The sequence below is a fragment of the Chroococcidiopsis sp. CCALA 051 genome (assembly GCF_003015105.1).
Lineage (GTDB): Bacteria > Cyanobacteriota > Cyanobacteriia > Cyanobacteriales > Chroococcidiopsidaceae > Chroococcidiopsis > Chroococcidiopsis thermalis.
This window is the reverse complement of sequence record NZ_PYCI01000089.1, coordinates 1-17,978: the sequence shown is the minus strand read 5'-3', so window position 1 is coordinate 17,978 and position 17,978 is coordinate 1. Positions and strand designations below refer to the sequence as shown.

The following is a 17,978-nucleotide window of genomic DNA, read 5'->3' as shown; positions in this document are numbered from 1 at the left end:
AGACTAGTTTATATATTGAAATTGCCGCAGCAAAAGCAAAAATCAGAATTTTTTTATGGGAGCCTTCGATCTATTTAAAGCAATTGCGTTGAGTGCTGTTGTACTCAGCGCTACAGCAGGTTGTGGCATCTTACCAAAAGAAGCGGCTGATGCGCAATCCCAGGGTAGGGGAGCAGAACAACAGCAACCACCAGCGGTAGAAGTGGCGATCGCCCGTACCGGAAAAATTCGCACGGAACCTGAATATACAGGGACGACTCTACCACTACAAGAAGTTTCGCTCAGGGCGCAGGTAGAAGGACGGATATTAAAACTGTTAGTTGATATTGGCGATCGCGTCAAACAAGGTCAAGTCCTCGCCCAGCAAGACAATACTATATTGCGAACGGCGCTGAATCAAGAACAAGCAGAATTAGCAGCCCTTAAAGCAGAAGTTGCTAGAGCCAGAAATCAAGTCAGTAATGCTAAAGCCAGGGTAGAACAGGCACGGTTGGAATTTCAACAAGCACAGTCAGACTCTCAACGCCAACAACAATTGGTCGAACAGGGTGCAGTTGCCGAACAGGCTGCCGAACAAGCGCGGACTAACGCTCAAAGTGCTGGCAAAGTGTTAAGAGCTACTGAAGAAGAAGTCCGTACTGAAGAACAAGCGGTAGCAGCAGCTAGCGATCGCGTCAACGCTCAACAAGCGGCGATCGCTCAAGCCCAAGAACAATTATCCTACGCAAATATCCGTTCTCCAATCAATGGTGTAGTCACGCAAAAAGTCACCGAAGCGGGAAATTTCCTGCAAGCTAACGGCGAAGTTCTGCGTTTAGGAGACTTTCGCCGCGTCAAGGTAAATGTGGAAATCTCAGAATTAGCCTTGGCAAATTTGCGCGTCGGACAAACGGTAAGGGTGAGACTAGATGCCTTCCCTAACCAGACTTTTACGGGAAAAATCAGCCGAATTTCCCCAGCTGCCGATCGCACGGCTAGACTAGTTCCCATAGAAGTCATCATTCCCAACGACAATGGACGGATCGGCAGTGGATTGCTAGCACGGGTGAGTTTTGAAAGTAACGCCGCTTCTAGGGTTGTGGTTCCTGAGACGGCTGTAGTGGAGGAGAAAGAAGAGGTAAGTCAAAAGTCAAAAGCTCAAAGTCAAAATTCCCGACTTTCGACTACAGCAACAGTATTTGTCATAACTGGAGAAAAAGTAGCAGCGCGATCGGTGAAATTGGGAGAACGGGTAGATGGCAAAGTAGAAATTCTATCTGGGTTGCAACCAGGGGAAAGGTTTGTAGCAAAAAGTGGCAGACCGTTGAAAAACGGTGAAACCGTGCGACTGTCTGTCTTATCGGAAACACAGCAACAGGAATCGTAGGGGCGGGTTTAGCAGATGAATCATCGGCTTCAACAGTCAATCTCGGCTTAAAACCCGCCCACGCTTGAATTTGTCGATACAGAGTACAGGTAATGCAGCCGCCAACATCGGGATTTAGTATCAGCGCCATTTCGATCCGACGACACATCGCCACACTGATGTTAACTGTAGCCGCGATCGTCTTAGGTGTCTTTTTTCTAACGACGCTACAAGTCGATCTCTTACCCGCGATTACCTATCCTCGCATCGGCGTGCGGCTAGATGTTCCCGGAGTATCGCCAGAAGTTGCAGTTGACGAAATTACTCGACCGTTGGAAGAAGCTTTAGCGGCTACGGAAGGCGTAGTTCAAGTCTATTCCCAGACTCGCGAAGGACAGGTCAGTATCGATCTATTCTTTCAGCCTGGTGGGAATATCGATCAAGCCTTAAATGATGCTACGGCGGCTTTTAACCGAGGTCGAGGTGGATTGCCCGATAATTTAAATATCCAAGAACCCCGATTATTCAAGGTCGATCCTTCGCAATCGCCAATTTATGAATTTGGGTTGACCTCCCCGACACTTAAGCCTGTAGATCTGCGCGTCTTTGCTGATGAAGAACTGGGACGCGAATTAAGTGTCGTCCCAGGAGTAGCAGCTGTAGACGTGTCCGGTGGCGTGCAGGAAGAAGTGAGGATTAATATCGATTTAGATCGCCTCCAAGCTGTGGGTGTGGGTTTAACTGACGTATTGGAAGAACTGACAACCCGCAACCAAGATATTGCTGGGGGTCGAATTTTGGGAGAATCCGAACCCTTGACGCGGACTCGCGGTAGATTTCAAACCTCTCAGGAAATTCGCAACTTATCCTTTGAAGCCGCTACCTTTGAGGAAAATAACTCTACACCAGGGGTAGCGCGGCGCGTTTACCTGCGAGACTTTGCGGAAGTTATAGACGGGACAGAAGATCAAAGGGTTTTTGCTTTTCTCAACAAAACCCCAGCCGTCAAACTGAGCGTCCAAAAGCAACCAGAAGCTAATACGATCGCAGTGGTTGATGGAGTGAAGCGTCGGATCGAATCTCTACGGCAATCGGGTTTAATTCCTGCCGATGCAGTCATAACTCCCACTCTAGATGAGTCAATTTTCATTCAGAACTCAATTTCTAACGTTACCAGTTCGGGGTTAATTGGTGCGGGACTCGCCGCGATCGCAGTTCTACTTTTCCTCGGTTCGCTACGTCAAACCATCATTATCGTTCTTGCCATTCCGCTAGCGACCTGCGCTGCAATCATCTTGATGGGGTTATTCGGTCTTTCCCTCAATGTCTTCAGCTTAGGCGGACTTGCCCTCGGCGTTGGCATCGTCGTTGATAACTCCATCGTTATGTTGGAGAATATCGTTGAAGGAGTGAGGAAGGATGAAACTCTGGTAGGGGCGCACAGCCGTGCGCCCTTACCAAAAACCTCAATAATCGATCGCGCCGAAAGCAGCAGCCGTGAGGTAGAATCTGCCTTGGTTGCTTCTACCAGTACTAACTTGGTGGCGGTGCTGCCGTTTTTGCTAATTGGTGGTCTGTTCTCTCTTTTATTTAGAGAATTAATTCTAACTATTAGCTTTGCCGTCGCTGCTTCAATCCTAGTCGCTGTCACAGTTGTACCCATGATGACATCAAGACTCATGGGAATTAAGCGATCGAGTGGAATTGGTAAATTTTGGTTGCTGCGAGAATTTAATCGCAAATTTGAGGCTGCGACTCGTAGTTATGGTAACTTCTTAAATCGGCTGTTGCGCTGGCGGTTCATAGTTGTCTTGCTGGCTTTTCTCGTCCTGGGTGGTGGTAGTGTGTGGATGGCAGGTCAAATTCCGCAAGAAATTCTGCCTCGCATTGATACCGGACAGGCTCGATTATTCGTGCAGTTTCCTCCTGGTACGGCGTTGGAAACGAACCGTAAGGTGATGGAAATTGTAGACGATATTTTACTCAAACAGCCAGAAACCGAATATATCTTTTCGACTGCGGGTGGCTTTCTGTTTGGCAATAATACCAGTGAAAATCCTCTACGTGGCAGCAGTAATATTACTCTTAAACCAGGTACTAATGTAGAAGCGTATGTTGCTAGGGTAAGCCAGGAATTCGATCGCCTCAACTTAGTTGAAACAGTTATCCGCCTGCGACCAGGAGAGGTGCGGGGTCTGATCTTAACTAATTCTCCCGTACGGGGGGCGGAGTTGGATGTCATACTTCAAGGATCGGATACGGAAGAACTGAATCGCGCCGGACAGCAAGTTCTCCAAACTTTAGAACAGCAGGCAAAATTAGCGAGTTTTCGACCCGATGCGACTCCCAGACAACCGGAAGTCCAGATTCGTCCTGACTGGGAACGGGTAGCAGAATTTGGTTTGACAACTCAAGAAATTGGCGAAACAATTCAAACCGCACTCGAAGGTTCAATCCCAACGCAACTACAAAGAGGCGATCGCTTAGTTGATATTCGCGTCCAATTGAATGAAACTACAATCCAGCGTCCTTCTCAACTCGCCAGCCTTCCCTTATTTATTGAAGGAAATCGGCAAATTCGTCTTGGTGATGTTGCCCAAATCGAACTCGGTCAAGCACCAGGAGAAGTGCAACGAATCGACCAAAGACAAGTATTTATCATAGCCGGAACTTTAGCAGAGGGAGCGAGTTTAGGTCAAGCGCTCGCTGAAGTTAACAACGTGATGCAAAATATAGACTTACCGCAAGGAGTCAACGTCATCCCGAGTTCGGCGGCGCAGTCCAATCAACAGTTACAAAACTCGTTGAAGCTTTTAGGGGCTTTGGCTGCTTTTCTCGTATTTGTCGTGATGTCAGTGCAGTATAACTCTTTAATCGATCCTTTCGTCATCATGTTGACCGTCCCGCTAGCCCTAGCTGGAGGTATTTTTGGACTGTACGTCACCCAAACGGCTATTGGGGCGACGGTTTTGGTAGGTGCGGTGTTATTGGTCGGGATTGTGGTCAATAATGCAATTATTATGGTGGAACTGGCAAATCAAATTCGGGAACGGGAGGGTTGTTCTCGTTGGCTGGCAATTCAGCAAGCCGCACCGCAACGCTTGCGTCCTATTTTGATGACGACAATTACGACTGTATTGGGGATGCTTCCCTTGGCTATGGGTATCGGTCAAGGTTCGGAGTTTCTCCAACCTTTAGGAATTGTGGTATTTTCAGGATTAGCTTTAGCAACGTTGCTTACTCTATTTATCATTCCCTGCTTCTACGTCATGCTACATGACATTGGCTGGGGTTGGGCAACGCCGATTTGGAAATCTGTTAGCGTTGTGCCGGAAAAATTTTTGCATCGTAAACGTTATAAAGATAAACGCTGGTGAGTCATGCATTCGTAGTAGGGGCGCACAGCTGTGCGCCCCTACGGATGTATTGTATATAGATGGGATCGCTATACATGTCAACAAATTTTTTATTTACAGGTCGCGTAGTAGTTATTGCTACTATGCACGAGAAAGAAAAAGCGATCGCACCCATTTTAGAAGCAGAATTGGGAGTGCAATGTGTAGTTCCAAATGACTTTAACACAGATATCTTTGGTACGTTTACTCGCGATATTGCCAGACCAGCAGACCAAATTACTACAGCTAAACTCAAAGCCAAAAAAGCTTTAGAAATAACAGGTGAAACAATTGCGATCGCTAGTGAAGGTTCCTTTGCACCTCATCCCGATCTACCTTTTATTTCGTCGAATCAAGAAATAGTCGTTTTCATCGATACGCTGAATCAATTAGAAATTGTCGGTCAGGAAATCTCTACAGAAACTAACTTTAATAGTCAATCAATTAGAACTGTTGAAGAAGCCGATTCTTTTGCTCGTGAAATTGGCTTCCCTTCTCATGGTTTAGTTGTCATGCTCAATCCTAATTCGTCAGATCGAGAAGAGATTTTTAAAGGAATAAATACAGCAGAAAAATTAAGAGAAATTGTTACTTTCGCTCTAAGCAAATCCTTGACGGGAAAAGTGCATATAGAAACAGATATGCGGGCGCTATATAATCCAACCAGGATGCAGAATATTGCTAAAGCTACTAGAAATTTAATTCAAAAAATCTCTCAAATCTGTCCTAATTGTGCTTGTCCTGGCTTTGATGCGATCGCCTACCGTCGGGGCTTACCCTGTGGATTATGCAATCTTCCCACATCTGCAATCCGCTCGGTAGTCTATCAGTGCCAAAGATGCAGTTTTCAACAAGAAAATCTATTTCCACAGGGTGTGAAAGTAGCCGATCCGTCTCAATGTATGTATTGCAATCCTTAGTTAAAAGTCAAAAGTTAAAAGTCAAAAGTCAAAAATTGAAAGTTTAAAGTTAAAAATTAAATATTGTTAGGTTAGGTTGTCAGTCACATTTAGTGACAAAATCTTACAAAGAAGTCATCAAATTTTACAAAAATCTAACTTCAGGTAGAAGAAAACCCAATATAAACTTTTCTAATGGGAATAAGGTAACATATATTCTTATCTACTCCGATCGCTTGCAGCCTCATTTCTAGACAGGGCAGCTATCTCTGCCTTGCTCGTGTCATGCAATTTTGACTTTTGGCTCTCAACTTTTGACCTACCTAGACTAGATCGTGTCATGCGATTTTGACTTTTGCCTTGCGACTTGTGACTTGAGTATGCGATTACTTTTTCTCTTACCCTTAACAACTAGTCTGATCTCTGGGTATCTCTGCAAAAAATCTGCTGATGAGATGGCTTACCTAACAGGAACAGCTACAGTCGTCAGCCTGATTTTGGCTTTGATTTTAGCTCCTTGGCAGATCCAATTATTAATCCTGTGTGTAACAATCTTCGGGACAAAAAAATTACTTTTAAAAAATTTATCCAAAAGCGAGTCTAATTCAATCGCCCAAAGCATAACCCAGAGCGATCGCCCTCAGATAGCAATTCCTAGCATCTCCAGCGAAAACGATGCCGTCGCAGAAGTTAAAGGAATGTATCGCGGTGCGCCTTGGCTATCGAGTCAGGAAAAAACACCTGCACCACAGCCAGATCCCGCCAACCTCAAATATCGCGGTGCGAGTGTTGTAAAACAAGGGAGTAGGGAGCAGTGACCAGTGACCAGTGACCAGTGACCAATGACAAATTATATATAGTAATTTTAAATATATGTAAATTGTCAGGACGGGGAAATGAGATACTTACGCAGCAAAATAACTAGCAGTAGAAAATATCTGCAATCCTTGGTTTTCTCTTTGGGGTTAGTGGTTCTCACTACATTAATGCTGCCATTTCCGGCGATCGCAACGAGTCTATACGAAATTCCTTCAGTCGCGCCAGGGGAGAAGACCTGGGTGATCGATCCGGCAAAAGCAATCAGTGCGATCAACGAAGGTAAGATTGGTAGCGAATTGGAGAAATTGGCAGAAACGACGGGAAATGAAGTCAGATTGGTCGCCATTCGCCGCCTCGACTATGGTGAGACTGCTCAATCTTTTACCGATAAATTATTCGAGCAATGGTTTCCAACTCCAGAAGCGCAAGCCAATCAAACTCTCGTCGTACTAGATACCCTGAGCAGTGGGACTGGAATCCGCGTGGGAGATAAAGCGAAGTCGCTGCTGACGGATGACATCGCCAAAAGCGTCATCACTCAAACTATTTTGTATCCTTTACGTGAAGGTGAAAAATACAATCAAGCGTTTCTTGATGCTAGCGATCGCCTGGTAGCTGTTTTATCTGGCGCACCCGATCCTGGCGCACCCGACCAGCTAGCAACTGATGTCGCTGTCGAAAGTACCTACAAAAACACCGAAGAGACAAAATCCAGCAACGCGACGATTTGGGTCATTGGCTTTCTTGTAGCTGCGACGATTATTCCAATGGTGACTTATTATTTTTATATCAAGTAAGTGGTAATTGGTAGTTGGTAGTTGGTAATTGGTAGCTGCCTATTACCCATTACCCATTACCCATTATCAATTTAATCCTGAACGTATTCTTGCCCGTTGACTAAAGCGATCTCGGCGCGGACAAATTCTCGTCCAAGATAAGCGGCGTGATCTAAGTAGGTCACGGGACAAGTTTGTTCTTGCTCGAAAATTTCTATGCAAATTTCTTTTGCTGTTCTCCCCCGATATAGTGTGGTAGAAGTTCGTTGAACTTTACCGCGTGCGGGGATAGGTTTACCCGTTTCAGGATCGACGGCTAAACCGCGATCGTCGATCGCGTTGGTGTAATGCTTCGCACAAATTAACCCTGCTTCTCGATCCAGATAAATGATGAAATATCCGCCTGGGTCAAGGTCAATATGACGCTTAGAAAGTTTATCATCAATTGCCGTTAAGTCTTCTAGCGTCCGCTCCATGTCTCATCCCATGATTAACTATTTTTTGCCCTTAACTTAATTTTAAATCTTTCTTCTCTCTATGGTTTTTTCCAATATCTGCTTAAATCTCCAAGTTTTTGCCGCATAACTGTTTTAACAGCAAATATATTTCCTTGCCATAGCGTGCTGGAGTAAATTGCTCGGTAGCCCATTGTTGACCGTTTTCGCCCATTTGTTTAGCTAACTCTGGGCGATCGCAAATATATTGAATTTTCTGCGCTAGCTCTCGCTCGTCTTCCGCAGTATATAACAACCCATTAAATCCATCTCGAATTAACTCTTGCGTACCACCACTCCTCGTACCGATTATCGGCTTACCTGCCCGCATCCCTTCTACAGTCACCCTGCCAAAAGCCTCGCACTTAGAGCATACAAGTACGACATCTGCACTCTGCATCAACGGAAAGGGATTATCGGCGTAGCCATAAAACTTAATAAATTGCTCTATGTGGTTTTTTGTCGCAATATTTTCTAAATACTCTCGGTATTGAGGATCGCCATCGCCAACGATTAATAGCTCTACTCTTACCCCCGTATGTACCAATTCGGCAATAGCGCGGATCGCGTCTTCCTGTCTCTTTCCCTCCACCAATGCACCCACAATAATGCACCTCAAATTTGTTGTCGGAGGCAAGGCGATCGCCTCGCCTGGAGTCACGTTGACTGCTTGATAAACCACTTTCAACTTTGTCGGCGCGATCCACTGCTCGTATTTTTGAGCTACAGCTTTGGAGTTTACGATACAAACCTGGGACAGCAAATCTACTAGTTTTAAGGTGAGGTTGCGACCGAGATCGAAAACTTGTCCGTGATCTTCGTAAACAAACTCGCGGATATGCCATACATGGGGTTTTCTTGATAGAAATGCGGCAAAAGCACCAACGCCTATAGCAATGGTATTCGTGTAGACTACATCGCACTGCCATGCTTTAATTTGGGCGGCGATTTGGAATGCTATGTGGTAGCTTCGCTTTAACTTCCGCCATCGATCGCGTAAGGGATAATTTGTGGCTTCCAGCCAGCGTTCGTAGGGAATGACACGAACAGGAATATGGCGACGGCTCAATTCGTCGAACAGTCTCCCTGGTGCGGGTAATAACACAAAACACTCGACTCCCAGTTTCTGAAGCGAGTCTATAGTTTCCAGCAGCGATCGCGGTCCTCCCCGCATATCCGTGCCTGGACAGGCAGCAATGAAGCATACCTTCATCATCTATGTTTATCTATCCTCAGTTACGACAGCCAGCGTAAACTTCAATTAATTCTTGAAAATGTTGTTCTAGCGATCGCACCGTTCGCGCCTCTTGCCAAAACTCGGTTAATAAGTGCGGGTTATCGCGAATAGTTGAGAGTTTCTGCTGAAAGTCTCCTTTTTTGCCTGGGTCGAAAATGAATGCCGGATGTCGCACAAATTCCTGTGCGCCACCTCGATTCGAGCAAAGTACGGGTACGCGACAAGCTAAAAGCTCGTAGGTGACTTGCGGTAAATTATCTTCCCATAGTGGCGGGACAATTCCCAAGTGGATACCATCTAAGATTTTGGGAAGATTTTCATGAGAGTAACCGGGATGGTAAATTAATCGATGCAAAGACTGAGCTAAAGAGAGCAATGGTCCTTTCTGCTGCATTGCTAAGTCTAACTCGGTGCGATCTGCGATTTTACTGGCGACAACGAGTTCTAACGTGCTTAATTCTGCTGCTGACAGGCAACGTAATTCTTCTAATAAGAAGTAAAATCCTTTATCTTTTCTCGGTACTCCCATGTAAACGCATCGAAAGGGTTGCCCTGGAGAGTATACTGCTGGGTTATGTGGCGGGACTGGAAACTGCGTGGCTTTACTACCTATATATTGCGTACTCAACCGTGCCGGATGGACACCATAGTGCTGATAAATTGTAGCAGTGCGATCGGAAACAGACAGCGCCACATCAACATAACGATTAATCAGAGAAACGATTTCCTGCCGTCGAAATTGATACGCCTCGGCTTGCTGAGGCAGATTTGCACCTTTAAGTTCTAGGGTTTTGAGTAGAGGCGATCGCGTCTGCACGACTAGCGGTCGTTGAATTTTGTAGAAAAGAGCAACGAGTTTTTTCAACAAGTTTAGAGGTAGCGATCGCCCTTTCAAATCGAGGGAGTTGCCTAAAAATTCTAGTCTTCTCATTGCCAATTCTCGCTCTGAATTTGGTGGTGTAGGCAAACAGGCAAGGCAAGCGCGTCCGTCTAAATTATCGTCACAATGGCTCTGTTCTAACCGCCACAAATTAACTTGCGGACAAACAGCCCAATAATTATGCAAACTAAACACGACCTTAGCACCACTTTCTTTAGCTATTTTGAGACAATTAGCGGTTATGCCCTCTAAATTATGAAAGTGAATGACAGAGAAAGGTGCTTGCGTGTCTAAAAACTCTTGAAAACATTTTTCCAGAGCGGGTTGTTTGACATTACCTAATGGATCGTCAAAAGCGAAGTGAGAAGGTGCAATAATTGGTGAATTAACGAGGGAAAAAGTGGGTACGTGGGGATGATTTTGGTTGCGAATCGGTTTGATATGTGGACGTTTATTGAAGTAACTGTAATCGGTTCCAGAATAAAGAAAGGTGACGTGCCAATTATCTTTTTGAGTTGTATAGTCAATTAAATTTTTACAATAAACAGATACGCCTCCCCCAAGAGTAGGTTTCTGAAAGTAGGCAGCCCAGTTATAATGAAGTACTCTGTATGACATCTTAAGTTTTCCTAATTGAAAACTGATAATTGAAAACCGACTATGTAGCAGCAAATGCTATTATCATTTTTCAGTCAGCGCGATCGCCATCCACAATTTGCCACGATCGCGGTTGATAAAACTTGCATTGACTCATCGTTCCATCCGATTTAACGCTAAATCGGAAAGACTCAAATACATCAAAAGTATAGATAGAACTTTGTTTGAGCTTGACGCTCATAGTATAAGTTCCAGGGGCTAAACCTAAATAAGGCATGTGCAATTGAATTTCATGTTTTCCTGGGATAACTTCAAAAAACTTCTCATCATTTTCGCCACTTAAAAATAAAACTGCTCCCGTACCACCTTCGCCGCCTAATTCTGTAATTTTTAAATGCAATGTCACGTTGTCAAACTTTTGATGAGCTTTACAGCCTACACAGAAGGAAGTAGGTTCGCCACTTTTGAGTGATTCTAAAATCTTGCCTTCAGCGTCTCGAAAAAATAGATGAGTAATGTCTAAGCCAAAACTTTCATTTGCCGATTTTTCTGGCAAATACATGACTTGTGCAGTTGCTTTCTTACTGTCTAGAAACAAATCTTCCTCATACTTTTCGATAACTCTTTCTGTATCGCCAGATGCAATCAATTCACCCTTGACTAGGTAAATTGCCGAATCACATACGTTTAAAATTGCTTGGGGATTGTGATTGACTAAAACAAAAGATGTTCCCTGCTGGCGTAGTTGGTGTAGTTTGCGATAACATTTGGCTTTAAATTTGATATCTCCTACAGCCAAGACTTCATCAATTAATAAGATTTCCGGTTCTGTATGAATTGCACAGGCAAACCCTAACCGCGCTGCCATTCCCGAACTATAATTTTGTACTGGTGCATCGATCGCATCCCAAATTTCAGCAAAGTCTATTACCTCTTGAAATCTGGCTTCGATTTCTTTGGTCGATAATCCTAAAATTGACATATTGGCATAGATGTTTTCTCGCCCCGTCAATAGCGGATTAAAACCTGCTCCTAAAGCAATCAGTGGAGCCACTCTACCCTTAAGTTTTACAGTGCCAATATCAGGCTTAATCAGACCGCTAATAATCCGTAATAGGGTGCTTTTTCCGGCTCCATTTGCCCCAACTAAGCCTAATGCTTGCCCCCGGCGCAGCTCGAAATTAACGTCTTTCAGCGCCCAAAATTCTTGGGTACGCAGTGTTTCTGTTCTCTTCCCACCTATTAGCTCCGTGGCGATATCTCGAACACCATAAAATAGCGATCGCCTTAAGTCTCGACAAAACTTTTTCGAGACATTTTCTACCGAAATTACAACTTCAGAATCTTGAGGTTGAATGGCAATTTCTCGATCTACTAATTCAGTCATTAGGAACTCACCCTTTCAATCACGAAAGGCATGGCGAGGCGAAATGCCACCCAGGTTAATAATAAGCCAACTAGAGTAATTAGACTGGCGATCCAAAATCCCGCCGGGTCTGAGATAACTCCCGTCGTTGCTAGTTCCCGTGTTGTCACGAGTAGAGGAGTCACGGGATTCAGCCGTACCAAAAATCCAAACGTTCCTTCGCCAGGAACGGGATAGACTACCGGAGTCAAGAACAGCCAAAACCCTGTAATCATGGTCAGTCCTTTTGATACATCCTGGTATAAAATCCCCAACGGCGCTAATAAAACACCGATAAATGTACCGAATAAAATCAAATGAATCAGCGCCACTGGAGCCAAAATTACCGTCCAACTGACCGGAACTTGAAACCAAATAAACAATCCCACAATTAAAATCAGCTTGATCGCAAAGTTGAAAAAGACCTCACCTAACTTTGCCAAAATTATTGCTTCTCGGGGAAAATTCACCTTAGCTAGCATCGGCTTAGCTACTGTTACCGCTTGCACTGGACCGTTGAGCGCTTCTACAAAAGTTTGCCACAACGCCGTACTGAACATGACATAAGCTGGATATGGTAAATCTGTAGCTTCAACTGCGATCGCACCTGCATCACTTGCTAGCGTAAATCCTGCTGCCATCACAATTGGAGGCAAAAAAGCCCAAATCACACCCAGAAACGACTGACGGTACTGAGCGCTAATATCTCGCACCATCAGCCGCCATGCTAGTTCGCGAGAAGCGAGTAAGTCTCGTCCCATTTGCTTAAACAACTGAATCGGATGCCTTAATAGGCTTTCAGGCGTATACACCACTTCAAACGGCATCGGATTTGAATTGAGATTTCTCTTTTGCTTCAAGTGGTTTATCCTTCTTCCAAAGTTTGGTAGGGTGGGCATTGCCCACCCTACTGCTACCTTATTATGCTGATACTGGAGTTTTAGGCAACGACTTGGTAGGCTGCTGTTGCACTTCTTGCCGATGTTTGCGAGTATGGCGATCGGTGAGATAACGGTTCAGCCTTTTCTCCATCCGCACTAGCATATTCTCTAGTCGAGTCTTGCCCCTACCAAAGACATAATATTTATTCAGCAGCGGTCTAATGATAAATACCCTGCGTCTTCCGGTTAAATATTCCGACCAACTGCGATACCAATTTTGGTGGTATTTATCTTCGGTCAGATTCCACTTTTCGCGCAAGCGGTTTAAGCTAGTCGTACCCCAAGCATCGCTCCAACGTACCATGTAGAAAGGAATCTCGGACAATTCCAACGGCATCCCGTTAATGTATGTGACAAGGGATGTTGGCTCTAAGTAGATGGAACCTCCAGCCTCAGATACCGCTACACAAAAATCTACGTGTTCTTTGGTATTCATCATTGCGGGGTCGAGCTGACCGCCAATTTCTTCAATTATCGCCGTGCGCACCAACATGCAATGGAACTCTGCCAAACCAGTTGGCTGTCGTTGCAAGAAGTCGCCTAAATCTGCTACGCGCTTACCTTGCTTGTAAATTTTATCGTGCAAGCGCCGCGTTGGGCGATCGCCTTTGTTTTCTTCAATGACCGCAGATTCTCCCCCTGCACAATGTACGATTTCGTGTAAAGCTTGACCTTGACATACGAGGGGACTAACTACCGCAGCTCCCTTTTCCTCAGCGCATTGAACCAAATTGTTCAACCAATTCGGAGCAACGACAACATCGTTATCCATGAAGACAACGTATTCTGTATTGACCTGGGCTAAACCTAGATTTCTAGCATAATTTGGTGAAGGGTAATAATCGGTACGAATCAGTTGGAAATTTTTCTCGCGGGCTTGAGCTGCTAAGTAATCTCGGATACGCGCAGGGGAGCCACCATCTACATAAATCAACTTGAAAGGGATGGTTGTATTCTCATAAATACTTTCAAGGGACTTTTGAGTTAAACTGAAACGTTCGCGTGGTACGACTACGATAGTGACTTGTGGTTCTGCCATCTTTGATACGTCCATTTACAACCCTGTTATCTATAAAAAAATCAATCGTCTACAAGTCTGTCTACTTGCAAATACTTACACAAGATTGCAGAATTAGGCTACTTACACCAATACCATACGCGAATTCGCGTAGTGTCATAGGCTTACTAGTTATAAAGAGGCATGTACATAACAGTAATTCATAAAACATTTATACAATATAGGGATTTTATGAAGTATAGATGAATGTTTTATGAGAGTTTTTTCATAATTAGTCGCAGTGTTATCCACTATACAAATGTCAACGCCGTTTCTACCAAAAGTAGTATATCCTTGGGAGAAGTTGCGGTGTACGATTTGTCATTTGAAGGATGAATTTGCATACTACATCAGTAGCAACGAATGTATTCGATTGTTTTTGACTAGATTTTTGGTGTTTTCCAACTATTGTTGCAGAAATTGCTATTATGCTGCTAGTCTGTTTTCTAAAGAGTTGAATCCTACCTGTTGTCTGTTGCCTGGGGAGAGATTATCTCTTATCTCTTAGCGATCGCTTATATTTTAACTTTTATTTTTCTTCTAGCTCCCATCGATTGGGAAATTTCAAATCAACTCATAGAAACTAGGAACTGACAATGGTTGAAGCAACAATCGCTGTTGTAGTCGTCACCTATAACCGAAAGAAACTTTTAATAGAATGCCTAGACGCAATACTGACTGGAACGCGCTTGCCAGATAAAATTATCCTTGTAGACAATGGGTCTACTGATGATACACCTGATTTTCTGAAGGCAGAAGGATATCTAGCAAATCAACTTATCGATTACATCCGCTTGCCAGAAAATACTGGCGGCGCAGGTGGATTTTATCAAGGTGTAAAGTATGGATATGAAGCAGGTTACGATTGGCTGTGGTTGATGGATGACGATGCCGAACCTGAAATAGATGCTTTAGAAAAGCTAAGTCATTATCTAGATGAACCTGATGTCAGTGCTTTAGCAAATCTCAAAATAGACTTAGAAGGTGAGATATTGCATCCCCATCTAGGGTTTTTCGATCGCCAAACTCATCAGAATGATTTTGATTTTGATATTGAGATCCATCGGAAGATAGAAGACGATTTAGTCAAAAATCATCGAGCCTTAGAAATAGCTTTTAGTTCTTTTGTTGGCATCCTAGTCAGTAAAAGAGCAATTGAAAAAATAGGATTTCCCAATAAAGAATTTTTTATTAGAGGTGACGACTTGGAGTATTGCCTGAGGTTAAATAATGCAGGCAGAATTCTCCTGATTACTGATAGCGTTATTCTTCACAAAGAAGCAGGCGATCCAGGAGCAATTGTCAAACAGTTTTTAGGTAAAATTTCTTACAGAACTAAATATAACAGGATATGGTTGACTTATTTTGAAACCAGAAATGCAATTTGGTTAAGAAAAAACTATGCTAGTAAAACGAGATTTTATTTGAGAACGATTAAATACTATTGCCGCTCTTTAATTGCTATTTTGCTCTTTGACGATCGCAAGTTTAAGCGCCTACAATTTCTCACTGAAGCTTACCAGGATGGTTTCAAGGGTTATTTTGATAACAATAAGCCTAAAATTTTATATGAAAAAAAATTATGATGTTTTAGTCAACTGAAGTAAAAAAAATACGCGCGTTATATAGGGCATCAAACTCAGTACTCGAACAATGATTCCTTAAACAAGCTTTTATTTAGCGATTCATGCTTTCGTAGATGACTCGAAAAAATCGAAACAAGGAGTGCTTGAATGTTCGATTACTTAATTGCAGGAGCGGGATTTGCTGGCAGCGTCCTGGCTGAAAGGTTAGCAAGTCAGTTGGGAAAAAAGATTCTGATTATCGATACGCGATCGCACATCGGTGGAAATGCTTACGATTGCTATAACGAAGCAGGTATCCTCATACACAGGTACGGACCCCATATCTTTCACACCAATTCTCGCGAAGTTTTCGAGTATCTTTCGCAATTTACTCAATGGCGTTCTTACGAACACCGCGTTCTTGCCAGTGTTGACGGACAACTCGTGCCAATTCCCATCAATCTCGACACGATTAACCGACTTTACGGACTCCATTTAACCTCATTCCAGCTAGAAGAGTTTTTTGCTTCAGTGGCTGAACCTAAAGAGCGTATCCTAACTTCTGAAGATGTAGTGGTGAATAAGGTTGGCAGGGAACTCTACGAAAAATTCTTCCGCAACTACACGCGCAAGCAATGGGACATCGATCCATCCGAACTCGATCGATCGGTGACTGCCCGCGTACCTACCCGTACGAACCGCGACAATCGCTATTTTACGGATACATATCAAGCAATGCCCCTGCATGGCTATACTCGAATGTTCGAGAATATGCTATCTCACCCGAATATCAAAATCATGCTCCAAACTGATTATCGGGAAATTGTGGGGACGATACCGTATCGCGAGATGATTTATACAGGTCCAATCGATTTATTCTTCGATTACCGTTACGGCAAGCTTCCTTACCGCTCTTTGGAATTTCAGCACGAAACCGTGAATACACCCGTGCATCAGCCAGTTGCCGTAGTCAACTATCCTAACGAACACTTGTATACAAGAGTTACAGAATTCAAATACTTAACCGGACAAGAACATCCTAAAACAAGTATTGTCTACGAGTACCCACGCGCCGAAGGCGATCCATATTATCCCGTACCGCGATCGGAAAATACTGCACTTTACAAAAAATATCAGGCACTAGCTGACGCAACTTCCGGGGTGCATTTTGTCGGCAGGTTGGCGACTTACAAGTATTACAACATGGATCAAGTCGTCGCTCAGGCTCTGACAATCTACAAAAAGCTGAGAGAAACTGAGAATAGACGATCGCCGGAACTAGACCAAAAGCTGGTTCAGGTAGGTTAGCAGTTGTCAGTGTAGAGACGTTATATGTAACGTCTCCACAAATTTATTCGTGACTAGACGACAACGAAAATCTGGTTCTATCAACCGCTTGCTACGTATCTCGCCGATTGTAGGGTAATTCAGCGTTAATTACCTCGATTTCTTGCCGTTCTAACTCATTGACCTCGCGAATGTAGGAAGTTAAGATTTGCGCCAAGCGTCGATGATAAAAGCGATGCAAGCTGTAATTGACACTAGCAGGGAAACCGCGCCGTTTTTTATGCCTTCCCCCCGCGCCAGGATCGAAAGTTTGGATACCGTTGGCGATCGCCCATTCAATCGGCTTGTAGTAGCAAGCCTCGAAGTGCAAGCAATCGATTTCTTGAAAACTGCCCCAATAACGACCGTAGAGGCGATCGCCCTTCGTTAAACAAAATGACATACCCATCGGCTGTCGCTTATCTCCTGCCTTATCTCCTGCATGGTAAGCCGCCACAAACAACACGCGATGGCGATAATGGGCGTGCAACTGCTCGAAAAACTTCTTGGTCAAATACTTGCTACCCCACCAGCCGAATTTATCACAGGTATCGGCATAAAAATGATACATCTGCGGAAATAAAGACTTATGGATCTCATCTCCCGTATGAGTCACTAACTCTAAGCCTGCATTTGTTACGGCTTTGCGTTCGCGCTTAATATTGCGGCGTTGGTTGGCGTTGAAGACTCCGAGATAATCGTCAAAAGTTGCAAAACCGAGATTTTGCCAGACATAGCTGTGGTGCAACCACGTTGTAAATCCGTGTCGTTCGAGGGTGGGTCGCCATGCAGGATCGACATAGAGAAAATGACACCCAGAAATATTGTGGCGATCGCAAAAATGGTCGATTGCACTCACCATCAGCGCCGTCATTTCATCCTCATCTTCCCCTGGCGCAACCAAAAACCGATAGCCTTCAGCAGGGGTAAAAGGTGTCATGCCTAAGAGTTTTGGATAGTACTCTACACCGATCCTCTGTGCCAGATCTGCCCATTGGTGGTCGAAGACAAACTCACCTTGACTGTGACCTTTCAGGTACATCGGGGCAGCTGCAACCAGCGTGCGATCGCGCCATATGGTTAAATGATTGGGCAGCCATCCAGCCCTAGCCGTAGCACTACCAGAAGTTTCTAGATTATTCAACCATTCCCACTCCAGAAACGGAGTTGCTAGAGGTAATGCCAAAGCATCCCATGCCAACTGAGGAATTTCAGCAATCTTATTCGTCCAGGCAACAGAAT

At 44.2% G+C, this 17,978-nt stretch carries 14 protein-coding genes; 7 read left to right on the top strand and 7 right to left on the bottom strand.

Going from position 1 to position 17,978, the window contains the following annotated elements:
• Positions 1-55 precede the first annotated feature (55 nt).
• The 5 genes from C7Y66_RS20005 (at position 56) to psb32 (ending at position 7,255) form a co-directional block, all read left to right on the top strand.
• Complete coding sequence (locus C7Y66_RS20005; protein ID WP_106546936.1) at positions 56-1,366, top strand: efflux RND transporter periplasmic adaptor subunit; 1,311 nt, start codon at positions 56-58, stop codon at positions 1,364-1,366.
• Positions 1,367-1,458: 92 nt separating this feature from the next.
• Complete coding sequence (locus C7Y66_RS20000; RefSeq protein WP_106546935.1) at positions 1,459-4,722, top strand: efflux RND transporter permease subunit; 3,264 nt, start codon at positions 1,459-1,461, stop codon at positions 4,720-4,722.
• Positions 4,723-4,796: 74 nt separating this feature from the next.
• Positions 4,797-5,660, top strand: a complete 864-nt coding sequence (locus C7Y66_RS19995; RefSeq protein ID WP_106546934.1) for a DUF6671 family protein — start codon at positions 4,797-4,799, stop codon at positions 5,658-5,660.
• A gap of 359 nt (positions 5,661-6,019) precedes the next feature.
• Entirely contained in the window at positions 6,020-6,457 is a 438-nt protein-coding gene (locus C7Y66_RS31980) for a DUF4278 domain-containing protein (RefSeq protein WP_233222762.1), read from the top strand.
• Between the two features lie 78 nt (positions 6,458-6,535).
• Positions 6,536-7,255, top strand: coding sequence for a photosystem II repair protein Psb32 (psb32, locus tag C7Y66_RS19985; protein ID WP_106546933.1), 720 nt, complete (start codon positions 6,536-6,538; stop codon positions 7,253-7,255).
• Between the two features lie 71 nt (positions 7,256-7,326).
• Here psb32 and C7Y66_RS19980 read toward each other — a convergent pair whose 3' ends face one another.
• From C7Y66_RS19980 to C7Y66_RS19955, 6 genes are all read right to left on the bottom strand, one after another.
• Positions 7,327-7,710, bottom strand: a complete 384-nt coding sequence (locus C7Y66_RS19980) for a DUF4346 domain-containing protein (RefSeq protein ID WP_106546932.1) — start codon at positions 7,708-7,710, stop codon at positions 7,327-7,329.
• Between the two features lie 82 nt (positions 7,711-7,792).
• Positions 7,793-8,944 carry a glycosyltransferase family 4 protein gene (locus C7Y66_RS19975; protein WP_106546931.1) on the bottom strand — a complete coding sequence of 384 codons (1,152 nt, stop codon included), beginning with the start codon at positions 8,942-8,944 and terminating at the stop codon, positions 7,793-7,795.
• Between the two features lie 16 nt (positions 8,945-8,960).
• Positions 8,961-10,463, bottom strand: coding sequence for a glycosyltransferase (locus tag C7Y66_RS19970; RefSeq protein WP_106546930.1), 1,503 nt, complete (start codon positions 10,461-10,463; stop codon positions 8,961-8,963).
• Between the two features lie 70 nt (positions 10,464-10,533).
• Positions 10,534-11,829 carry a polysaccharide ABC transporter ATP-binding protein gene (locus tag C7Y66_RS19965; protein ID WP_106546929.1) on the bottom strand — a complete coding sequence of 432 codons (1,296 nt, stop codon included), beginning with the start codon at positions 11,827-11,829 and terminating at the stop codon, positions 10,534-10,536.
• Positions 11,829-12,674: an ABC transporter permease gene (locus C7Y66_RS19960; RefSeq protein ID WP_015153352.1), complete on the bottom strand. Its 846-nt coding sequence runs from the start codon at positions 12,672-12,674 to the stop codon at positions 11,829-11,831. The genes C7Y66_RS19965 and C7Y66_RS19960 overlap by 1 nt, the downstream gene beginning before the upstream one ends.
• Positions 12,675-12,768: 94 nt before the next feature.
• A complete protein-coding gene (locus tag C7Y66_RS19955; protein ID WP_199197532.1) occupies positions 12,769-13,842 on the bottom strand; it encodes a glycosyltransferase family 2 protein in 1,074 nt (357 codons plus the stop codon).
• A gap of 599 nt (positions 13,843-14,441) precedes the next feature.
• Between C7Y66_RS19955 and C7Y66_RS19950 the strand changes: the two genes are divergently transcribed.
• Entirely contained in the window at positions 14,442-15,431 is a 990-nt protein-coding gene (locus C7Y66_RS19950; protein ID WP_106546927.1) for a glycosyltransferase family 2 protein, read from the top strand.
• Positions 15,432-15,578: 147 nt separating this feature from the next.
• Entirely contained in the window at positions 15,579-16,718 is a 1,140-nt protein-coding gene (gene glf / locus C7Y66_RS19945) for a UDP-galactopyranose mutase (protein WP_106546926.1), read from the top strand.
• A 91-nt stretch (positions 16,719-16,809) separates the two neighbouring features.
• Here glf and C7Y66_RS19940 read toward each other — a convergent pair.
• On the bottom strand, positions 16,810-17,978 hold a 1,169-nt coding region (locus C7Y66_RS19940; RefSeq protein WP_106546925.1), incomplete at its 5' end, for a GNAT family N-acetyltransferase.

Coding starts and splice junctions, on each gene's coding strand:
- C7Y66_RS19965 (WP_106546929.1), bottom strand. CDS start 11,829: ATGACTGAATTAGTAGATCGAGAAATTGCCATTCAACCTCAAGATTCT.
- C7Y66_RS20000 (WP_106546935.1), top strand. CDS start 1,459: ATGCAGCCGCCAACATCGGGATTTAGTATCAGCGCCATTTCGATCCGA.
- C7Y66_RS19950 (WP_106546927.1), top strand. CDS start 14,442: ATGGTTGAAGCAACAATCGCTGTTGTAGTCGTCACCTATAACCGAAAG.
- C7Y66_RS20005 (WP_106546936.1), top strand. CDS start 56: ATGGGAGCCTTCGATCTATTTAAAGCAATTGCGTTGAGTGCTGTTGTA.
- C7Y66_RS19975 (WP_106546931.1), bottom strand. CDS start 8,944: ATGATGAAGGTATGCTTCATTGCTGCCTGTCCAGGCACGGATATGCGG.
- C7Y66_RS19995 (WP_106546934.1), top strand. CDS start 4,797: ATGTCAACAAATTTTTTATTTACAGGTCGCGTAGTAGTTATTGCTACT.
- glf (WP_106546926.1), top strand. CDS start 15,579: ATGTTCGATTACTTAATTGCAGGAGCGGGATTTGCTGGCAGCGTCCTG.
- psb32 (WP_106546933.1), top strand. CDS start 6,536: ATGAGATACTTACGCAGCAAAATAACTAGCAGTAGAAAATATCTGCAA.
- C7Y66_RS19970 (WP_106546930.1), bottom strand. CDS start 10,463: ATGTCATACAGAGTACTTCATTATAACTGGGCTGCCTACTTTCAGAAA.
- C7Y66_RS31980 (WP_233222762.1), top strand. CDS start 6,020: ATGCGATTACTTTTTCTCTTACCCTTAACAACTAGTCTGATCTCTGGG.
- C7Y66_RS19955 (WP_199197532.1), bottom strand. CDS start 13,842: ATGGACGTATCAAAGATGGCAGAACCACAAGTCACTATCGTAGTCGTA.
- C7Y66_RS19960 (WP_015153352.1), bottom strand. CDS start 12,674: ATGCCGTTTGAAGTGGTGTATACGCCTGAAAGCCTATTAAGGCATCCG.
- C7Y66_RS19980 (WP_106546932.1), bottom strand. CDS start 7,710: ATGGAGCGGACGCTAGAAGACTTAACGGCAATTGATGATAAACTTTCT.